At 67.4% G+C, this 13,220-nt stretch carries 11 protein-coding genes; 9 read left to right on the top strand and 2 right to left on the bottom strand.

What is annotated here, in order from left to right:
• The first annotated feature begins 13 nt into the window (after window positions 1–13).
• The 6 genes from PV768_RS12120 to PV768_RS12145 all read left to right on the top strand — a co-directional run bounded on the left by PV768_RS12120 (window position 14) and on the right by PV768_RS12145 (window position 7,521).
• Window positions 14–436: a sarcosine oxidase subunit delta gene (locus PV768_RS12120; RefSeq protein WP_157239897.1), complete on the top strand. Its 423-nt coding sequence runs from the start codon at window positions 14–16 to the stop codon at window positions 434–436.
• Window positions 433–3,378 (top strand): sarcosine oxidase subunit alpha family protein, encoded by a 2,946-nt coding sequence (locus PV768_RS12125; RefSeq protein ID WP_321214994.1) that lies wholly within the window; start codon window positions 433–435, stop codon window positions 3,376–3,378. Before PV768_RS12120 ends, PV768_RS12125 begins: the two co-directional genes overlap by 4 nt.
• Window positions 3,371–4,009, top strand: a complete 639-nt coding sequence (locus PV768_RS12130; protein WP_421093123.1) for a sarcosine oxidase subunit gamma — start codon at window positions 3,371–3,373, stop codon at window positions 4,007–4,009. The genes PV768_RS12125 and PV768_RS12130 overlap by 8 nt, the downstream gene beginning before the upstream one ends.
• Window positions 4,010–5,383, top strand: a complete 1,374-nt coding sequence (locus PV768_RS12135) for an L-serine ammonia-lyase (RefSeq protein ID WP_421093124.1) — start codon at window positions 4,010–4,012, stop codon at window positions 5,381–5,383.
• Window positions 5,384–5,386: 3 nt separating this feature from the next.
• On the top strand, window positions 5,387–6,283 hold the full coding sequence (purU, locus tag PV768_RS12140) for a formyltetrahydrofolate deformylase (RefSeq protein WP_157239903.1): 897 nt from the start codon (window positions 5,387–5,389) through the stop codon (window positions 6,281–6,283).
• Between the two features lie 197 nt (window positions 6,284–6,480).
• Complete coding sequence (locus PV768_RS12145; RefSeq protein ID WP_421093125.1) at window positions 6,481–7,521, top strand: AAA family ATPase; 1,041 nt, start codon at window positions 6,481–6,483, stop codon at window positions 7,519–7,521.
• 26 nt (window positions 7,522–7,547) lie between these two features.
• Here PV768_RS12145 and PV768_RS12150 read toward each other — a convergent pair whose 3' ends face one another.
• Together PV768_RS12150 and PV768_RS12155 are read right to left on the bottom strand one after the other, a co-directional pair.
• Complete coding sequence (locus PV768_RS12150; protein WP_421093126.1) at window positions 7,548–8,495, bottom strand: DUF559 domain-containing protein; 948 nt, start codon at window positions 8,493–8,495, stop codon at window positions 7,548–7,550.
• A gap of 148 nt (window positions 8,496–8,643) precedes the next feature.
• Window positions 8,644–10,194: a PucR family transcriptional regulator gene (locus tag PV768_RS12155; protein ID WP_421093127.1), complete on the bottom strand. Its 1,551-nt coding sequence runs from the start codon at window positions 10,192–10,194 to the stop codon at window positions 8,644–8,646.
• Window positions 10,195–10,303: 109 nt separating this feature from the next.
• Between PV768_RS12155 and PV768_RS12160 the strand changes: the two genes are divergently transcribed.
• The 3 genes from PV768_RS12160 (at window position 10,304) to PV768_RS12170 (ending at window position 13,152) form a co-directional block, all read left to right on the top strand.
• Window positions 10,304–11,833, top strand: a complete 1,530-nt coding sequence (locus PV768_RS12160; protein WP_157239910.1) for a purine-cytosine permease family protein — start codon at window positions 10,304–10,306, stop codon at window positions 11,831–11,833.
• 16 nt (window positions 11,834–11,849) lie between these two features.
• Window positions 11,850–12,806, top strand: coding sequence for a polysaccharide deacetylase family protein (locus tag PV768_RS12165; RefSeq protein ID WP_157239912.1), 957 nt, complete (start codon window positions 11,850–11,852; stop codon window positions 12,804–12,806).
• Between the two features lie 151 nt (window positions 12,807–12,957).
• Window positions 12,958–13,152, top strand: a complete 195-nt coding sequence (locus tag PV768_RS12170) for a three-helix bundle dimerization domain-containing protein (RefSeq protein ID WP_157239914.1) — start codon at window positions 12,958–12,960, stop codon at window positions 13,150–13,152.
• The last annotated feature ends 68 nt before the right edge of the window (window positions 13,153–13,220 follow it).

The raw sequence follows: 13,220 nt of genomic DNA on the forward strand, positions 1-13,220 counted from the left end.
AAAGAAGACGCACATGCTGCTCATCTCCTGCCCCAACTGCGGCTCCCGTGACGAGACCGAGTTCCACTACGGCGGCCAGGCCCACGTGCCGTACCCGGAAAACCCGAACGAACTCAACGACCGCGAATGGGCCGAGTACCTGTTCTACCGGGACAACACCAAGGGCGCCTTCGCCGAGCGCTGGCTGCACAGCACCGGCTGCCGCCAGTGGTTCAACATGCTCCGCGACACCGTCACCTACGAGATCCAGGCGATCTACCCCATGGGCACGCCCCGGCCGGATGCAGCGGGCCAGGTGACCCGTGAGACCGGCACCGCCAGCCTCGCCCCGGACAGCACCACCACCGGAACCGCGGCACCCAGCACCGCTGCAACCAGCATCGCCCCAAGCACAACCTCCGCCAGCACCACCGCCCCGGAAGGAGCAACCAAGTGACTTCCCAGAACGCCCGCCTCGCTGCCGGCGGACGCATCGACCGCACCATCTCATGGCGTTTCACCGTGGACGGCGAGGAATTCACCGGCCACCCCGGCGATACCCTCGCGTCGGCCCTGATCGCCAACGGCCGGATCAGCGCCGGCAACTCCCTCTACGAGGACCGGCCCCGCGGCATCATGTCCGCCGGTGTGGAGGAATCCAACGCGATGGTGAAGATCGCTGCGCGTTTCCCCGGTGACGTGGCCGAATCCATGCTTCCGGCCACTACCGTCACCCTGGTGGACGGCCTGAAGGCGGAACTGCTCAGCGGCCTTGGCAAGCTCGACCCGGCCGAGGACCGCGCCGAGTACGACAAGAAGTACGTCCACACCGACGTCCTGGTGGTGGGCGGCGGTCCCGCCGGCCTGGCCGCGGCCCGTGAAGCGGTCCGCTCCGGCGCCCGCGTGATGCTCCTGGACGACCAGCCCGAGCTGGGCGGGTCCCTCCTCTCCGGGTCCACGGCACCCGGGCTGGCCGAGACCATCGAAGGCAAGCCGGCGCTGGAATGGGTGGCGGACGTCGAAGCCGAGCTCGTCTCCGGCGCCGAGTCCACCGTCCTGAACCGCACCACGGCCTTCGGCGCGTATGACGCCAACTACGTCATCGCCGTGCAGAACCGCACCGACCACCTGTCCTCCCCCGCCGCCCCGGGCGTCTCCCGGCAGCGGATTTGGCACATCCGTGCCAACCAGGTTGTGCTGGCCCCCGGCGCCCACGAGCGTCCCCTGGTGTTCGAGAACAACGACCGCCCGGGCATCATCCTCGCCTCGGCCGTCCGCACCTACCTGAACCGCTACGGGGTGGCCGCCGGCCGCCGCGTGGTCATCAGCACCACCAACGACAGCGCCTACGCCGTGGCCGCTGACCTGCGCGCCGCCGGCGTCAAGGTTGCCGCCGTCGTGGACGCCCGTCCGCAGCTCACCGCCGTGGCTGCTGCCGCCGTCGAGTCCGGCACGCGGGTGCTGATCGGCAGCGCCGTGGCCAACACGTCTTCGCAGTCAGCAGACGGCCGCGTGGACGGCGTCACCGTCCGCAGCATTAACGACGACGGCGAGCTCACCTCGGGCGTCGAACAGATCGCCTGCGACCTCCTGGCCGTCTCCGGCGGCTGGAGCCCGCTGGTCCACCTGCACTCCCAGCGGCAGGGCAAGCTGCGCTGGGACGACGAGCTGGCCGCGTTCGTGCCCAGCACCGTGGTCCCCAACCAGCAGACCATCGGCTCGGGCCGCGGCAGCTTCGAGTTGGGCGACTGCCTCGCCGAGGGCGTCGCCGCCGGCGCTTCCGCAGCCATCGCTGCCGGGTTCAGCTCCTCAGTCGAACCCGCCCCACTCGCCGAGCCCAAGGCCTCCGCCCCCACCCGCCAGCTGTGGCTCGTCCCCGGCGAGACCGGAACCCCGGACGACTGGCACCAGCACTACGTCGACTTCCAGCGCGACCAGTCCGTGGCTGACGTGCTGCGGTCCACCGGTGCCGGCATGCGGTCCGTGGAACACATCAAGCGCTACACCTCCATCAGCACCGCCAACGACCAGGGCAAGACCTCAGGCGTCAACGCGATCGGCGTCATCGCCGCCGCGCTCCGCACCGCAGGAGAAGCATCCCGCGGCATCGGCGACATCGGCACCACCACCTACCGCGCTCCGTTCACCCCGGTGGCATTCGCGGCACTGGCCGGACGCCAGCGCGGCGAGCTGTTCGATCCCGCCCGCAAGACCTCCATCCACCCCTGGCACGTGGCCAAGGGTGCCCTGTTCGAAGATGTAGGGCAGTGGAAGCGGCCCTGGTACTACCCGCAGGACGGGGAGGACATGGACACGGCCGTGCTGCGCGAGTGCGCCGCCGTCCGCGAATCCGTGGGCTTCATGGACGCCACCACCCTGGGCAAGATCGAAATCCGGGGCAAGGACGCCGGCGAGTTCCTCAACCGGATCTACACAAACGCCTTCAAGAAGCTCGCCCCGGGCTCGGCCCGCTACGGCGTGATGTGCATGGCGGACGGCATGATCTTCGACGACGGCGTGACCCTGCGCCTGGACGAGGAGACCTACTTCATGACCACCACCACCGGCGGCGCCGCCAAGGTGCTGGACTGGCTGGAGGAATGGCTGCAGACCGAGTGGCCGGAACTGGACGTGCACTGCACCTCGGTGACCGAACAGTGGAGCACCATTGCCGTCGTCGGACCCAAATCCCGCGCCGTCCTCGCGAAGGTGGCCCCGGAACTGGCCGCCAACGGCGGACTGGAAGCCGAAGCCTTCCCGTTCATGACCTTCCGCGAAACCACCCTGGCCTCCGGCGTCCGCGCCCGGATCTGCCGGATCTCCTTCTCCGGTGAACTTGCCTACGAGATCAACGTGCCGTCCTGGTACGGGCTGAACACCTGGGAAGCCGTGGCCGCCGCCGGGGCCGAGTTCAACATCACCCCCTACGGCACCGAAACCATGCACGTGCTCCGCGCCGAGAAGGGCTACCCGATCGTCGGCCAGGACACGGACGGCACCGTCACCCCGCAGGACGCGGGCATGGAGTGGATCGTCTCCAAGGCCAAGGACTTCATCGGCAAGCGCTCCTACGCCCGGGCCGACGGCCAGCGCGAGGACCGCAAGCACCTGGTCAGCGTGCTGCCCGTGGACGGGACGCTGCGGCTGCCCGAAGGGACCCAGCTCGTTGAAAAGGGCCGTTCCACCAACCCGGCCTACGGACCGGTCCCGATGGAAGGCTTCGTCACCTCCAGCTACCACAGCGCGGCGCTGGGCAGGTCGTTCGGCCTGGCCCTGATCAAGAACGGCCGCAACCGCATCGGCGAAACCCTCGTGGCTGCCGCCGGCGACCAGCTGGTGGACGTCGTCGTCGCCGAAACCGTACTTTTTGACCCCGAAGGGACCCGCAAAGATGGCTGAAACAGCAGCACCCGCAACCTCCTACGAGAACAACCTCTCACTCCGCGTCAGCCCCGCCGCCCAGCTCCGCGCAGACTTTGAAACCGGCTCCGTCCCGGGCGTGGCGGAGATCAGCGAAGTGTCCTTCCTGACCATGGTGGGCCTCCGGGTCAGCCGTGACAGCGACGCCGGACAGCGCATCGCCTCCGTCACCGGCGGCCTGCCCGCAGCGTGCGGCGGCGTGGCTGGCACCGGTGATACGTCCGTGCTGTGGCTCGGGCCCCAGGAGTTCCTGGTGGTGGCACCAAGGGAAGCCCACGAATCCCTCGGCGGCAGCCTGATCCAGGCGCTCCGCGAAGCGCTCGGGGACGGCGAAGGCCAGGTGGTGGACCTCTCCGCCAACCGCACCACGTTCGAACTCACCGGCCCCCGGGCCCGCGCCGTCCTGGAGAAGGGCTGCTCGCTGGACCTGCACCCGCGCGTGCTGAAGGCCGGAACGGCGCTCTCCACGGAGGTTGGCAACATCCCGGTGGTCCTGTGGAAGACCGGCGAGCAGAGCTACCGGATCTTCCCCCGCGCCTCGTTCGCCGATTTCCTGGGCCGCTGGCTCCTGGACGCCATGCGCGAGTACGCATCCCCTGAGGTCCCCTAAATGGCACTCAGCGTCCTGGACCTGTTCACCGTTGGCATCGGGCCGTCGTCGTCACACACGGTCGGCCCGATGCGGGCGGCGAAGCTGTTCGCCGACGGGCTTAAAGGCGACGGGCTCCTGAGCTCCACCCGGCGCGTGCAGGCCGAACTGTTCGGCTCGCTGGGCGCCACGGGGCGGGGCCACGGCTCGGACAAGGCCGTGGTCCTGGGCTTCAAGGGCCTGGACCCCGAAACCGTGGATACGTCGACGGCCGATGACCAGGTGGCTGCGGCCGCCCTCGACGCCGAACTGTGGCTGGGCGGCGACCACCGGGTGGACTTCAACTGGGACGAGGACGTGGTCCTCCACCGGCGGAGGTCCCTCCCGGCCCACCCCAACGGCATGACCTTCCGGGCCCTGGACCACGCGGGTGCTGTCCTCAGCGAACGGAGCTTCTACTCGATTGGCGGCGGCTTCGTGGTGGACGGGGATGCCGACGCCGGCGACCGCGTGGTCGCTGACGCCACGGTCCTCCCCTACCCCTTCACCACGGCGGACGAGCTACTGGCGATCTGCAGCCGCGAAGGCATGTCCATCTCGGACGTCATGCTCGCCAACGAACTGGTGTGGCGGACCGAAGCCGAGCTGCGGGAGGAACTGCTGAAGCTGTGGGCCGTCATGCGCGAATGCATGGACAACGGCTGCGCCGCGGAAGGAATCCTTCCGGGCGGCCTCAACGTCCGCCGCCGCGCGCCGTCGTTGTTCCAGACCCTGACGGCGGACACCGGCGTGACCGATCCGCTGCGGGCCATGGAGTGGGTGAACCTGTTCGCCCTGGCCGTGAACGAGGAGAACGCAGCCGGCGGCCGGATCGTCACCGCGCCCACCAACGGCGCGGCGGGCATCCTCCCGGCGGTGCTGCACTACTACGTGAAGTTCGTCCCCGGCGCCAACGACGACGGCGTGGTCCGCTTCCTGCTGGCCGCGGCCGCCGTCGGAATCCTGTTCAAGATCAACGCCTCCATCTCCGGCGCCGAGGTGGGCTGCCAGGGTGAAGTGGGTTCCGCCTGCTCCATGGCAGCCGCCGGGCTCTGCGAGGTGCTGGGCGGAACGCCGGCGCAGGTGGAGAACGCCGCCGAGGTGGGCATTGAACACAATCTGGGCCTGACGTGCGATCCGGTGGGCGGGCTGGTGCAGATCCCCTGCATCGAGCGCAACGCCATCGCCAGCGTCAAGGCCATCAACGCCGCCCGCCTTGCCCTGCACGGCGACGGCAGCCACAAGGTATCCCTGGACAAAGCCATCAAGACGATGCGCGAGACGGGCGCCGACATGAAAACCAAGTACAAGGAAACCTCCCGAGGAGGACTCGCCGTGAATGTGATCGAGTGCTGAGCCATGACTGCCATTGAGACTGAAACTTCCCGTTCCGCGCCGGTGACCACGGTGGAGCATGTCCTGACGCTGGACTGCCAGGAGTCGCCGGGCATCGTCCACGCTGTGTCCGGCTTCCTGCTGGAGCACGGCTGCGACATCATCGACAACCAGCAGTTCGGCGAGCGTTCCGAGAAGCACTTCTTTATGCGGGTGCATTTCGTGTCCGACGGCGATGCCTCCACCGTGGACACCCTGCGGACCGCGTTCGGTCCCGTTGCGGAGAAGTTTGGGATGCGCTGGCGGCTGGAGCCGCACGGCTCCAAGCGGCGCGTGCTGATCATGGTGTCCAAGTTCGGGCACTGCCTCAACGACCTCCTGTTCCGGGCGCGGATCGGCGAACTGCCGGTGGACGTGGTGGCCGTGGTGTCCAACCATACGGACCACCAGGCTTTGGTGGAGTGGCACGGGATCCCGTTCTTCCACGTGCCCGTCACCGCCGACACCAAGCCTGCGGCAGAGGCGCGACTGCTGGAGCTGGTGGACGAGTTCGATGTGGAACTTGTGGTGCTTGCCCGGTACATGCAGGTGCTCAGTGACAACCTGACCCGCAAACTCGACGGGAAGGCCATCAACATCCACCACTCGTTCCTGCCCAGCTTCAAGGGCGCCAAGCCCTACCACCAGGCCTACGCCCGGGGCGTCAAAACCGTCGGCGCCACGGCGCACTACGTCAACAGTGAACTCGACGAGGGTCCGATCATCTCCCAGCAGACCGTGGAGGTGGACCACACCTACGGGCCCGAGGACCTGGTTGCGGCCGGCCGCGACACGGAGTGCAAGGCCCTGTCCAACGCGGTCCGCTGGCACTGCGAGGGCCGGGTCATCCTGCAGGGCAACCGCACGGTGGTCCTCCGCTGACCCGCCCTCCCCACCCGATCCTCTCTCACTTAATGCGGGTTTCCGGGCGATCCTCTCTCACTTAACGCGGGTTTTGACGGGACGCTCTTTCACTTAACGCGGGTTTTGACGGGACGCTCTCTCACATTCGGGGATCATTGCCGTAGCTATTCCTGGAGCCCCCATCCCGGCCGGGGATCGAGGACTACAGTGGATGCATGGCTGCCAGCCGCAATCCGCTCGACGACCTGCGCGAAACCATCGGCCGCCTGGCCGATCAGATCAAGCTGCCCGGTTCTGAGCGCGTCGACGACCTGGTCGGCGATCTCATCGCTGTGAGGCCCGGGCCGGCCCGGCCGCTGTCGGAGGTGCAGGCCGAGCTCGACGCGCTGGTCGGACTGGAGACAGTGAAGGAACAGGTGCGGGCGCTCGTCGCACTGCTCCAGGTCCAGGCCCGCCGTAAGGCGCACGGCCTGCCGGAGGTGGCCACGTCACAGCATCTTGTGTTCCTCGGAAACCCGGGCACGGGCAAGACCACCGTGGCGCGGCTCCTGGCCGAGATGTACCGCGCCGTCGGTCTGCTGCAGAAAGGCCATCTGGTCGAGGTGGACCGTTCGGGGCTGGTGGGGCAGTACGTCGGCACGACCGCCATCAAGACGGACCGGGTGATCCGGCGTGCGCTGGACGGCGTCCTGTTCATCGACGAGGCCTACGCCCTGGCCCCGGAGGACGGCCGGATGGACTTCGGCCCCGAGGCGATCGAGGTCCTGCTGAAGCGGATGGAGGACCACCGCCACCGCCTGGTCGTGATCGTGGCCGGGTACCCGCGGCTGATGGAGTCCTTCCTGCTTTCGAACCCCGGACTGCGCTCCCGGTTCGCCCGCGAAATCACGTTCCCCGATTACTCCGTCGACGCCCTCCAGACGATCTTCCACCGGATGCTGGCCCAGCACGAGTACAGACTGGAGCCGGGTGCGGACCAGATGCTGCGCCGCATCTTCACCGGGCTCCACGCGGGCGAGGACTCTGGCAACGCACGGTTCGCCCGCACGCTGTTCGAGCAGGCGCTCAACCGTCAGGCGCTGCGGCTGTCGCGCGACGAGGAACAAAGTCTCGACGCGCTCGATCGTGAGGCCGTCATGACGCTCACCGCGGACGACATCGTCGAGGCCGCACTGGCCTTGGGCGAGGAGCCGGAACCGGAACCGGAACCGACGCCGGTACCGGAGCAGCCACGCTGGTGGCGCTGGCTGGTCTGATCCCATCTGCGGCGGCAGTGCGGCTGTCAGGCGAACCCGGATGCCTGGGGGTGGTCAAGCCAACTGTTCCGAAGGGCCCGTTTGATCCGCTGTACTGCGCGCTGAAATTCGTCCGCAAGATCATCCTTGTCGAAGACCAGGACGGTCCAGCCAGCGGATTCGAAGGCCTTATCCCGTCTCCTGTCACTGAGGATCTGCGCCTCCCCGAGGTGATGTCCGCCGTCGTACTGGATCGCAAGGCGGCGATGACGGTAGCCGAGATCGGCCGACGGCGACCACGTGTCTCCGGCGCGCAACGGCACTTGGAGTCCGGGCTCCGGCAGCCCGGCGTCAGCGATGGCCAAGCGAAGCAGCGATTCGGGCGCGGAGTCGGCACCCACCCGCATCAGATCCAGCGCTTCACGGGCGCGGACGATGCCCTGCAGATTAGGGTGGCGGCCCACCAGCATCCGAAGGCCCGCAATGGTGTCATAGGGCTCCGTCCTCCCCTCGAAATCCACCCGCGGGATGCGGACCAGCTGGTCACCCATGCTGACCAGGTCATGGAGCGGCAGCACGCGTGCCAAGTCGAGCCAGGTGCGGGACCGCGTGCTCAGGCGGATGCCGTCGACAAGTTCGATCTCATCTTCACGTGCCAGCACGGTATGGCCGAACACGCCCTTCCGGCGGACTGATGGCAGCGAACGCGGCTTGCTGAGGTGCAACTCCGTGGAATCGGCAAGCCACGGAGGCAATACCTGGCATCGAAGCCGGGCCGCGGTCACATGGGAGATCCAGGCTCCCGGCGACGCGGCAGACAACACCCTGGCCGCGCCCTCCAAATCAAAGTCCCAGGCCGCAGGACGGTACAGGCCGCGGCCCACGTTGACCACATCCTTGCGCCGGAGCCTGCTTAGCGGGACGCCGGAAGCCATGGCTGAGCTGAAGGTGAAGGGAGCCGCTGCCAACGGCAGGGGCAGAACTTGCTTTCGCATGCTGGCATTGTGCCCCGAGACGGCAGGACGCTGCAGAAGTTATCCACAGGCCTGCCGTCGGGGTGCTGGAGGTGAAAGAGGGATGCCCGAAAACCCACATCAAGTGAGAGAGGATTGCCGGAAAACCCGCATTAAGTGGGAGAGCGTCCTATTTGGGCTGGAGGGCGGCGAGGCGGGTGGCCAGGTGCAGGGCAGCGAGGCGGCCGGTGCCGCGGGGATCCCCGCGGCACAGGGAGAAGATGCGCTGCATTCGCTGGTGCATGGACTGCCGTTCAAGATGAAGGTCCCGCGCGGCCTGTGCAGTGTTGCAGCCGGAATCCAGCCAGACCCGCAGCGTCTCCACCAGCTGTGAGTGCCGCTGGGCGTCGTGCTCAAGAACGGCGCCCAGTTGCTGGCGGATGAAATCCCGCCGAACGGGCTCATCCATTGACTGGACCGCCAGGCGCTCCACGGCGAACGCCTGGGCGTCAAACACCCGCCGGGAAGAGATCGCTCCTGACCTCCCGCGCCCGACGTCGGCAGCAAGTTCCAGCGTGAGCCTCGCCTCGGACAGGGACCACGGGGCGGCCGCTATCCCCGACGCGGCAGGGCCGACGGCACTGACAGTCCCCTCGGGCACGTCCAGCGACTGCAGGCCGTCCACGATCTTCTGGCGTTCCACATGAGGATTGGCGGAACGGAGGACAGCCAAGGCGAGAAGCTCCGCGTTGTCCGCGTAGCTGGCGCTGTACTGCCCGCCCGGGTCCAAAAGGTGCTCCACGCTTCTCCGAAGCTCCTTGGAGGCTGGAGAACGGACAACCACTGCCACCACCCGCGCAGACACTGGAATTCCCGCGGCCGGACCCAGCTCCTGGAGCCGCCAGTTCTGCTTGCCGGAATCTATCGCCCGGATCAGGGCCGCGCCCGCCAGCTCCTTCAGCCCTGGAGGCATCCGCTGCAAAAGGGCCAGGGAAAGAATATCCACGGACCGGTTCCCGGCGATCCTCGCCAGGTTCACATCCGCGTCCTCGCGGACATGCAGGGTCAGCCGGGCAGATGGGATCCCACGCACCGGAACCTCGACGTGGACGGTTCTTTGGTGGTCCCGGGCTTCATCCGCCGAAGCGACGTGCGCAGGTGCATCTGTGCCCCCTGCAGGTTCGGCGCTGGCCAAGGTGATCCCGGCTGTGGAAATCAACTCCACTTCCGAGCCTGTTGCAGCAGCAAGGACGCCCAGAATCCTGTCCAGGCTACTCCCGTGGGCGAGCTCCACCGCCATGGCGTGGCTGGCCTGGTCGGCCTGCTGCAACTGGGCGGCCGACTGGCTGACGAGCTGCGAGTTGATCGCCTCCATCACCGCAACGAAAGGGACCACGCGGCGCAGCTCGATCAACGGAAGCCCGGCTTCCTCGGCTGCGGAAACCATCGAGGAGGGGATGGAAGGCAGGACGCTTCCCGTCTCGACGGCGAGCGCCGCCACCCCGCGCCTGGCAAGGTCCCGAATGTAGCCCGTCCGGCGCTCATCGGAGGCCGCGGCTAGGGCTTGGCCGCCCGTAAGCAGCAGTTCACCGCCTCCGAGCAGCGAAGCGATGTCCAGGACCTCGCTTGAGTGGACCCAGCGGAGCTGCGTGCGGGGAACAGCGCCGGCCGCAGCCCGGACCACCGGTTCGGCAGCAGTGAGGGTGGGATGTTTCAACACATCCTCCAAGCGGACTGGCATGACACTCCGTCGCGTTTATTCGGAAACCTAGAGACACATTGTAGATGGTGCGTGTGGCGCCCGACACATAATCTTGGAGAACTCCCATCCCCTCAACGAAGAGGCTTCGATGCAACAACAACCCACGACGCCAGGAATCGAGCAGTCCGTCCACGCGGAAGACGTCGAAGCCTGGCTCCAGCCAATCCCCGAGTCCCAGCGCACACGCAAAGTTTCAGGCCAGTTCTGGATCTGGGCGGGTGCCAACCTCGCACCGATCAACTGGGTATTGGGTGCCCTCGGAATCCACCTGGGGCTGGGTTTCGCGGACACCGTGACCGTCCTGGTGCTGGGCAACCTGATCGGCATGCTGCTCTTCGGTTGCTTCGTCCTCCTCGGCCAGAAGACCGGAGCCACCGGCATGGTCCTGGCCCGCGCGGCGTTCGGCCGGCGGGGCAACTACCTCCCGGCAGCCATCCAGGCACTCCTGGTCATCGGCTGGTGCGCGGTGAACACCTGGATCATCCTGGACCTGGTCATGGCGCTCTTCGGAACGCTCGGCTGGGTGGATCCCACAGCCCATAACTACGGCTGGAAGATCGGCGTGGCCACAGCCATCATGGCCGCCCAGGTAGCCATTGCCTGGTTCGGCTACAAGGCAATTGCCGCCTTCGAAAAGTGGACAGTACCGCCCACCATCATCATCCTGGCGGTCATGTCCGCCGTGGCCTGGTTCGGCATGAAGATCGACTGGGGCTACGCCGGCCCCGCAGGCAACATCCTGGAAGGCTCCGAGCGGATCGCCGCCATGAGCGCCGTCATGACCGCCATCGGCATCGGCTGGGGGATCACCTGGTTCACCTACGCCGCGGATTACTCCCGCTTCGTGAGCACCGAAGTGCCCAAAAAGAAGGTCTACCTCGCATCAGTCCTGGGCCAGTTCATTCCCGTCGTCTGGCTGGGCATCCTGGGTGCGAGCCTGGCCACCAACAGCGGCGAAATCGATCCCGGAAAGCTGATCGTCCAGAACTTCGGGGTCCTCGCCCTGCCGGTGCTGCTGATGGTGCTGCACGGCCCCATCGCCACGAACATCCTGAACATCTACACCTTCTCGGTGGCCACCCAGGCGCTGGACATCACTATCAGCCGCCGCAAGCTCAACCTGTTCGTCGGCGTCTTCTCACTCGCCGCCGTCGTCTTCTTCATCTTCCAGGAGGACTTCGCCGCAGTCCTCGACGCGTGGCTCATCGGCCTGGTGGCCTGGGTGGCTGCCTGGGGCGGCGTGATGCTGGTGCACTACTTCTGGATCGACAAGCGCTGGCCCGGCAACCCCGAAAGACTGTTCGACGGCGTCGGCACCAGGCGGCTCCCCGGCGTCAACTGGGCGGGAGTGACGTCCCTCCTGGTGGGCATCTTCGCCACCTGGCTGTTCATGTACGGGCTCGTTCCCGCGATGCAGGGCCCCATGGCCGTGGCCCTGGGCGGCTGGGACCTGTCCTGGCTGGCCGGCGGCCTTGCAAGCGCCGCCAGCTACGCCATCCTGGGCCCGAAGGTGCACCGCAGGTTCATTGAGCAGGCTCCGTCCACAACTGCCGCCCACCATCTGCCCACCGAACTGACAGGCGCCGCGGCCCAGCCCGGCACGCCCGCAGCCCTCTGAAACGCAGGATCCCACCATGACTGAAGCATTCCCCGACTCCGCCCACCCGATCACCTGGCCCGAGGGCAAGCGTGCCGCAGCATCCTTCACGTTCGATGTCGACGCAGAATCCTGCACCATCTCCCACGATCCCAAGAGCACAAGCCGCATGTCCCTGATGACCCACCAGTCGTACGGACCCAAGGTTGCCGTCCCGCGGCTGCTGCAGATCCTCCAGCGGCAGGACATCCGCGCCACGTTCTTCGTCCCCGGCTTCACGGCCGAGTGCTACCCGGATACCGTCCGGCGGATCGTGGACGCGGGACATGAGGTGGCCCACCATGGCTACCTGCACGAGCCCATGAAGGGCATCAGCGCCGAGGCGGAGGCGCGGTACATCGACCGCGGGCTCGAGGCGCTGGCCAAGGCCGCCGGAGTGGAGCCGGCAGGCTACCGGGCGCCGTGGTGGGAACTGAACTGGCACTCCGCCGGCCTCCTGGCGGACCGCGGGTTCCTCTACGATTCAAGCCTGCTCGACGGCGACGCCCCCTACCGCTTCAGCGTCGCCCCGGGTGACAGCAGGGATATCGTGGAGATTCCGGTGGACTGGGCGCTGGACGACTGGGAGCAGTACGCCTTCTACCCGGGCGTGACAGGCAGCGGCGTCATTGAGAGCCCCGCGAAGGTCCTGGAGATGTGGACGCTGGAGGCCGAGGCCCACCACGCGCAGGGCAGCTGCTTTGTCCTCACCAACCATCCCTTCATCTCCGGCCGGCCCTCCAAGGCGGCAGCCCTTGAACGGCTGATCGAACGGGTCAAGGGCCTGGACGGCATGTGGGTGGCCACCATGGAGGAGATCGCCGAGCACACCCGCCGGACAGTCCGGGAGGTCCACACCCACGCCCGGATCGAGGTGCCGGGCTTCCCCGACACCGGCGCCAGGTTCACGCCGTCGGCCGTCCGCGAGTCGTGGCCGGTGGCTGCCGCCGGCTGAAGCCGCACAGAGCCGGACCGCTACGAGGAGTGGCCGCCGCCCGCCAGGGGCAGCGGCCATTCCTCCTGTGCAGGACGGCACTTAAAGGGCGCTGACGTGGGACGACTAAGTGATGGTTGACTCTCCTCCCCGCCAGGCCGAAGCTTTGGGAATGACAAACGAACCCGAAGTGCGGGCCCTCATGGCTGTTGTCGACCGGCTGGCGGAGCGCTTCCCCGAGGAACCGCGCTCCGTCATCGAAAACGTGGTCGCCGAAGAACACCGCGTCCTCGATGACGGCCCTATCCGGGATTACGTGCCGGTCCTCGTGGAACGGGCTGCGAGGCTCCGGCTGACCCAGCATTAGCGGACCTCGCCCCATCGGCACTCCACTCGTGTCGGGAGCAGGTTGAACCGCCCCAGCGGCCGGGAGTC

Origin of the sequence: Pseudarthrobacter sp. CC4, from assembly GCF_048957775.1 — a bacterium.
Lineage (GTDB): Bacteria > Actinomycetota > Actinomycetes > Actinomycetales > Micrococcaceae > Arthrobacter.

Coding starts and splice junctions, on each gene's coding strand:
- PV768_RS12155 (WP_421093127.1), bottom strand. CDS start 10,194: ATGCCAGTCCGCTTGGAGGATGTGTTGAAACATCCCACCCTCACTGCT.
- PV768_RS12130 (WP_421093123.1), top strand. CDS start 3,371: ATGGCTGAAACAGCAGCACCCGCAACCTCCTACGAGAACAACCTCTCA.
- purU (WP_157239903.1), top strand. CDS start 5,387: ATGACTGCCATTGAGACTGAAACTTCCCGTTCCGCGCCGGTGACCACG.
- PV768_RS12145 (WP_421093125.1), top strand. CDS start 6,481: ATGGCTGCCAGCCGCAATCCGCTCGACGACCTGCGCGAAACCATCGGC.
- PV768_RS12160 (WP_157239910.1), top strand. CDS start 10,304: ATGCAACAACAACCCACGACGCCAGGAATCGAGCAGTCCGTCCACGCG.
- PV768_RS12170 (WP_157239914.1), top strand. CDS start 12,958: ATGACAAACGAACCCGAAGTGCGGGCCCTCATGGCTGTTGTCGACCGG.
- PV768_RS12135 (WP_421093124.1), top strand. CDS start 4,010: ATGGCACTCAGCGTCCTGGACCTGTTCACCGTTGGCATCGGGCCGTCG.
- PV768_RS12165 (WP_157239912.1), top strand. CDS start 11,850: ATGACTGAAGCATTCCCCGACTCCGCCCACCCGATCACCTGGCCCGAG.
- PV768_RS12150 (WP_421093126.1), bottom strand. CDS start 8,495: ATGCGAAAGCAAGTTCTGCCCCTGCCGTTGGCAGCGGCTCCCTTCACC.
- PV768_RS12120 (WP_157239897.1), top strand. CDS start 14: ATGCTGCTCATCTCCTGCCCCAACTGCGGCTCCCGTGACGAGACCGAG.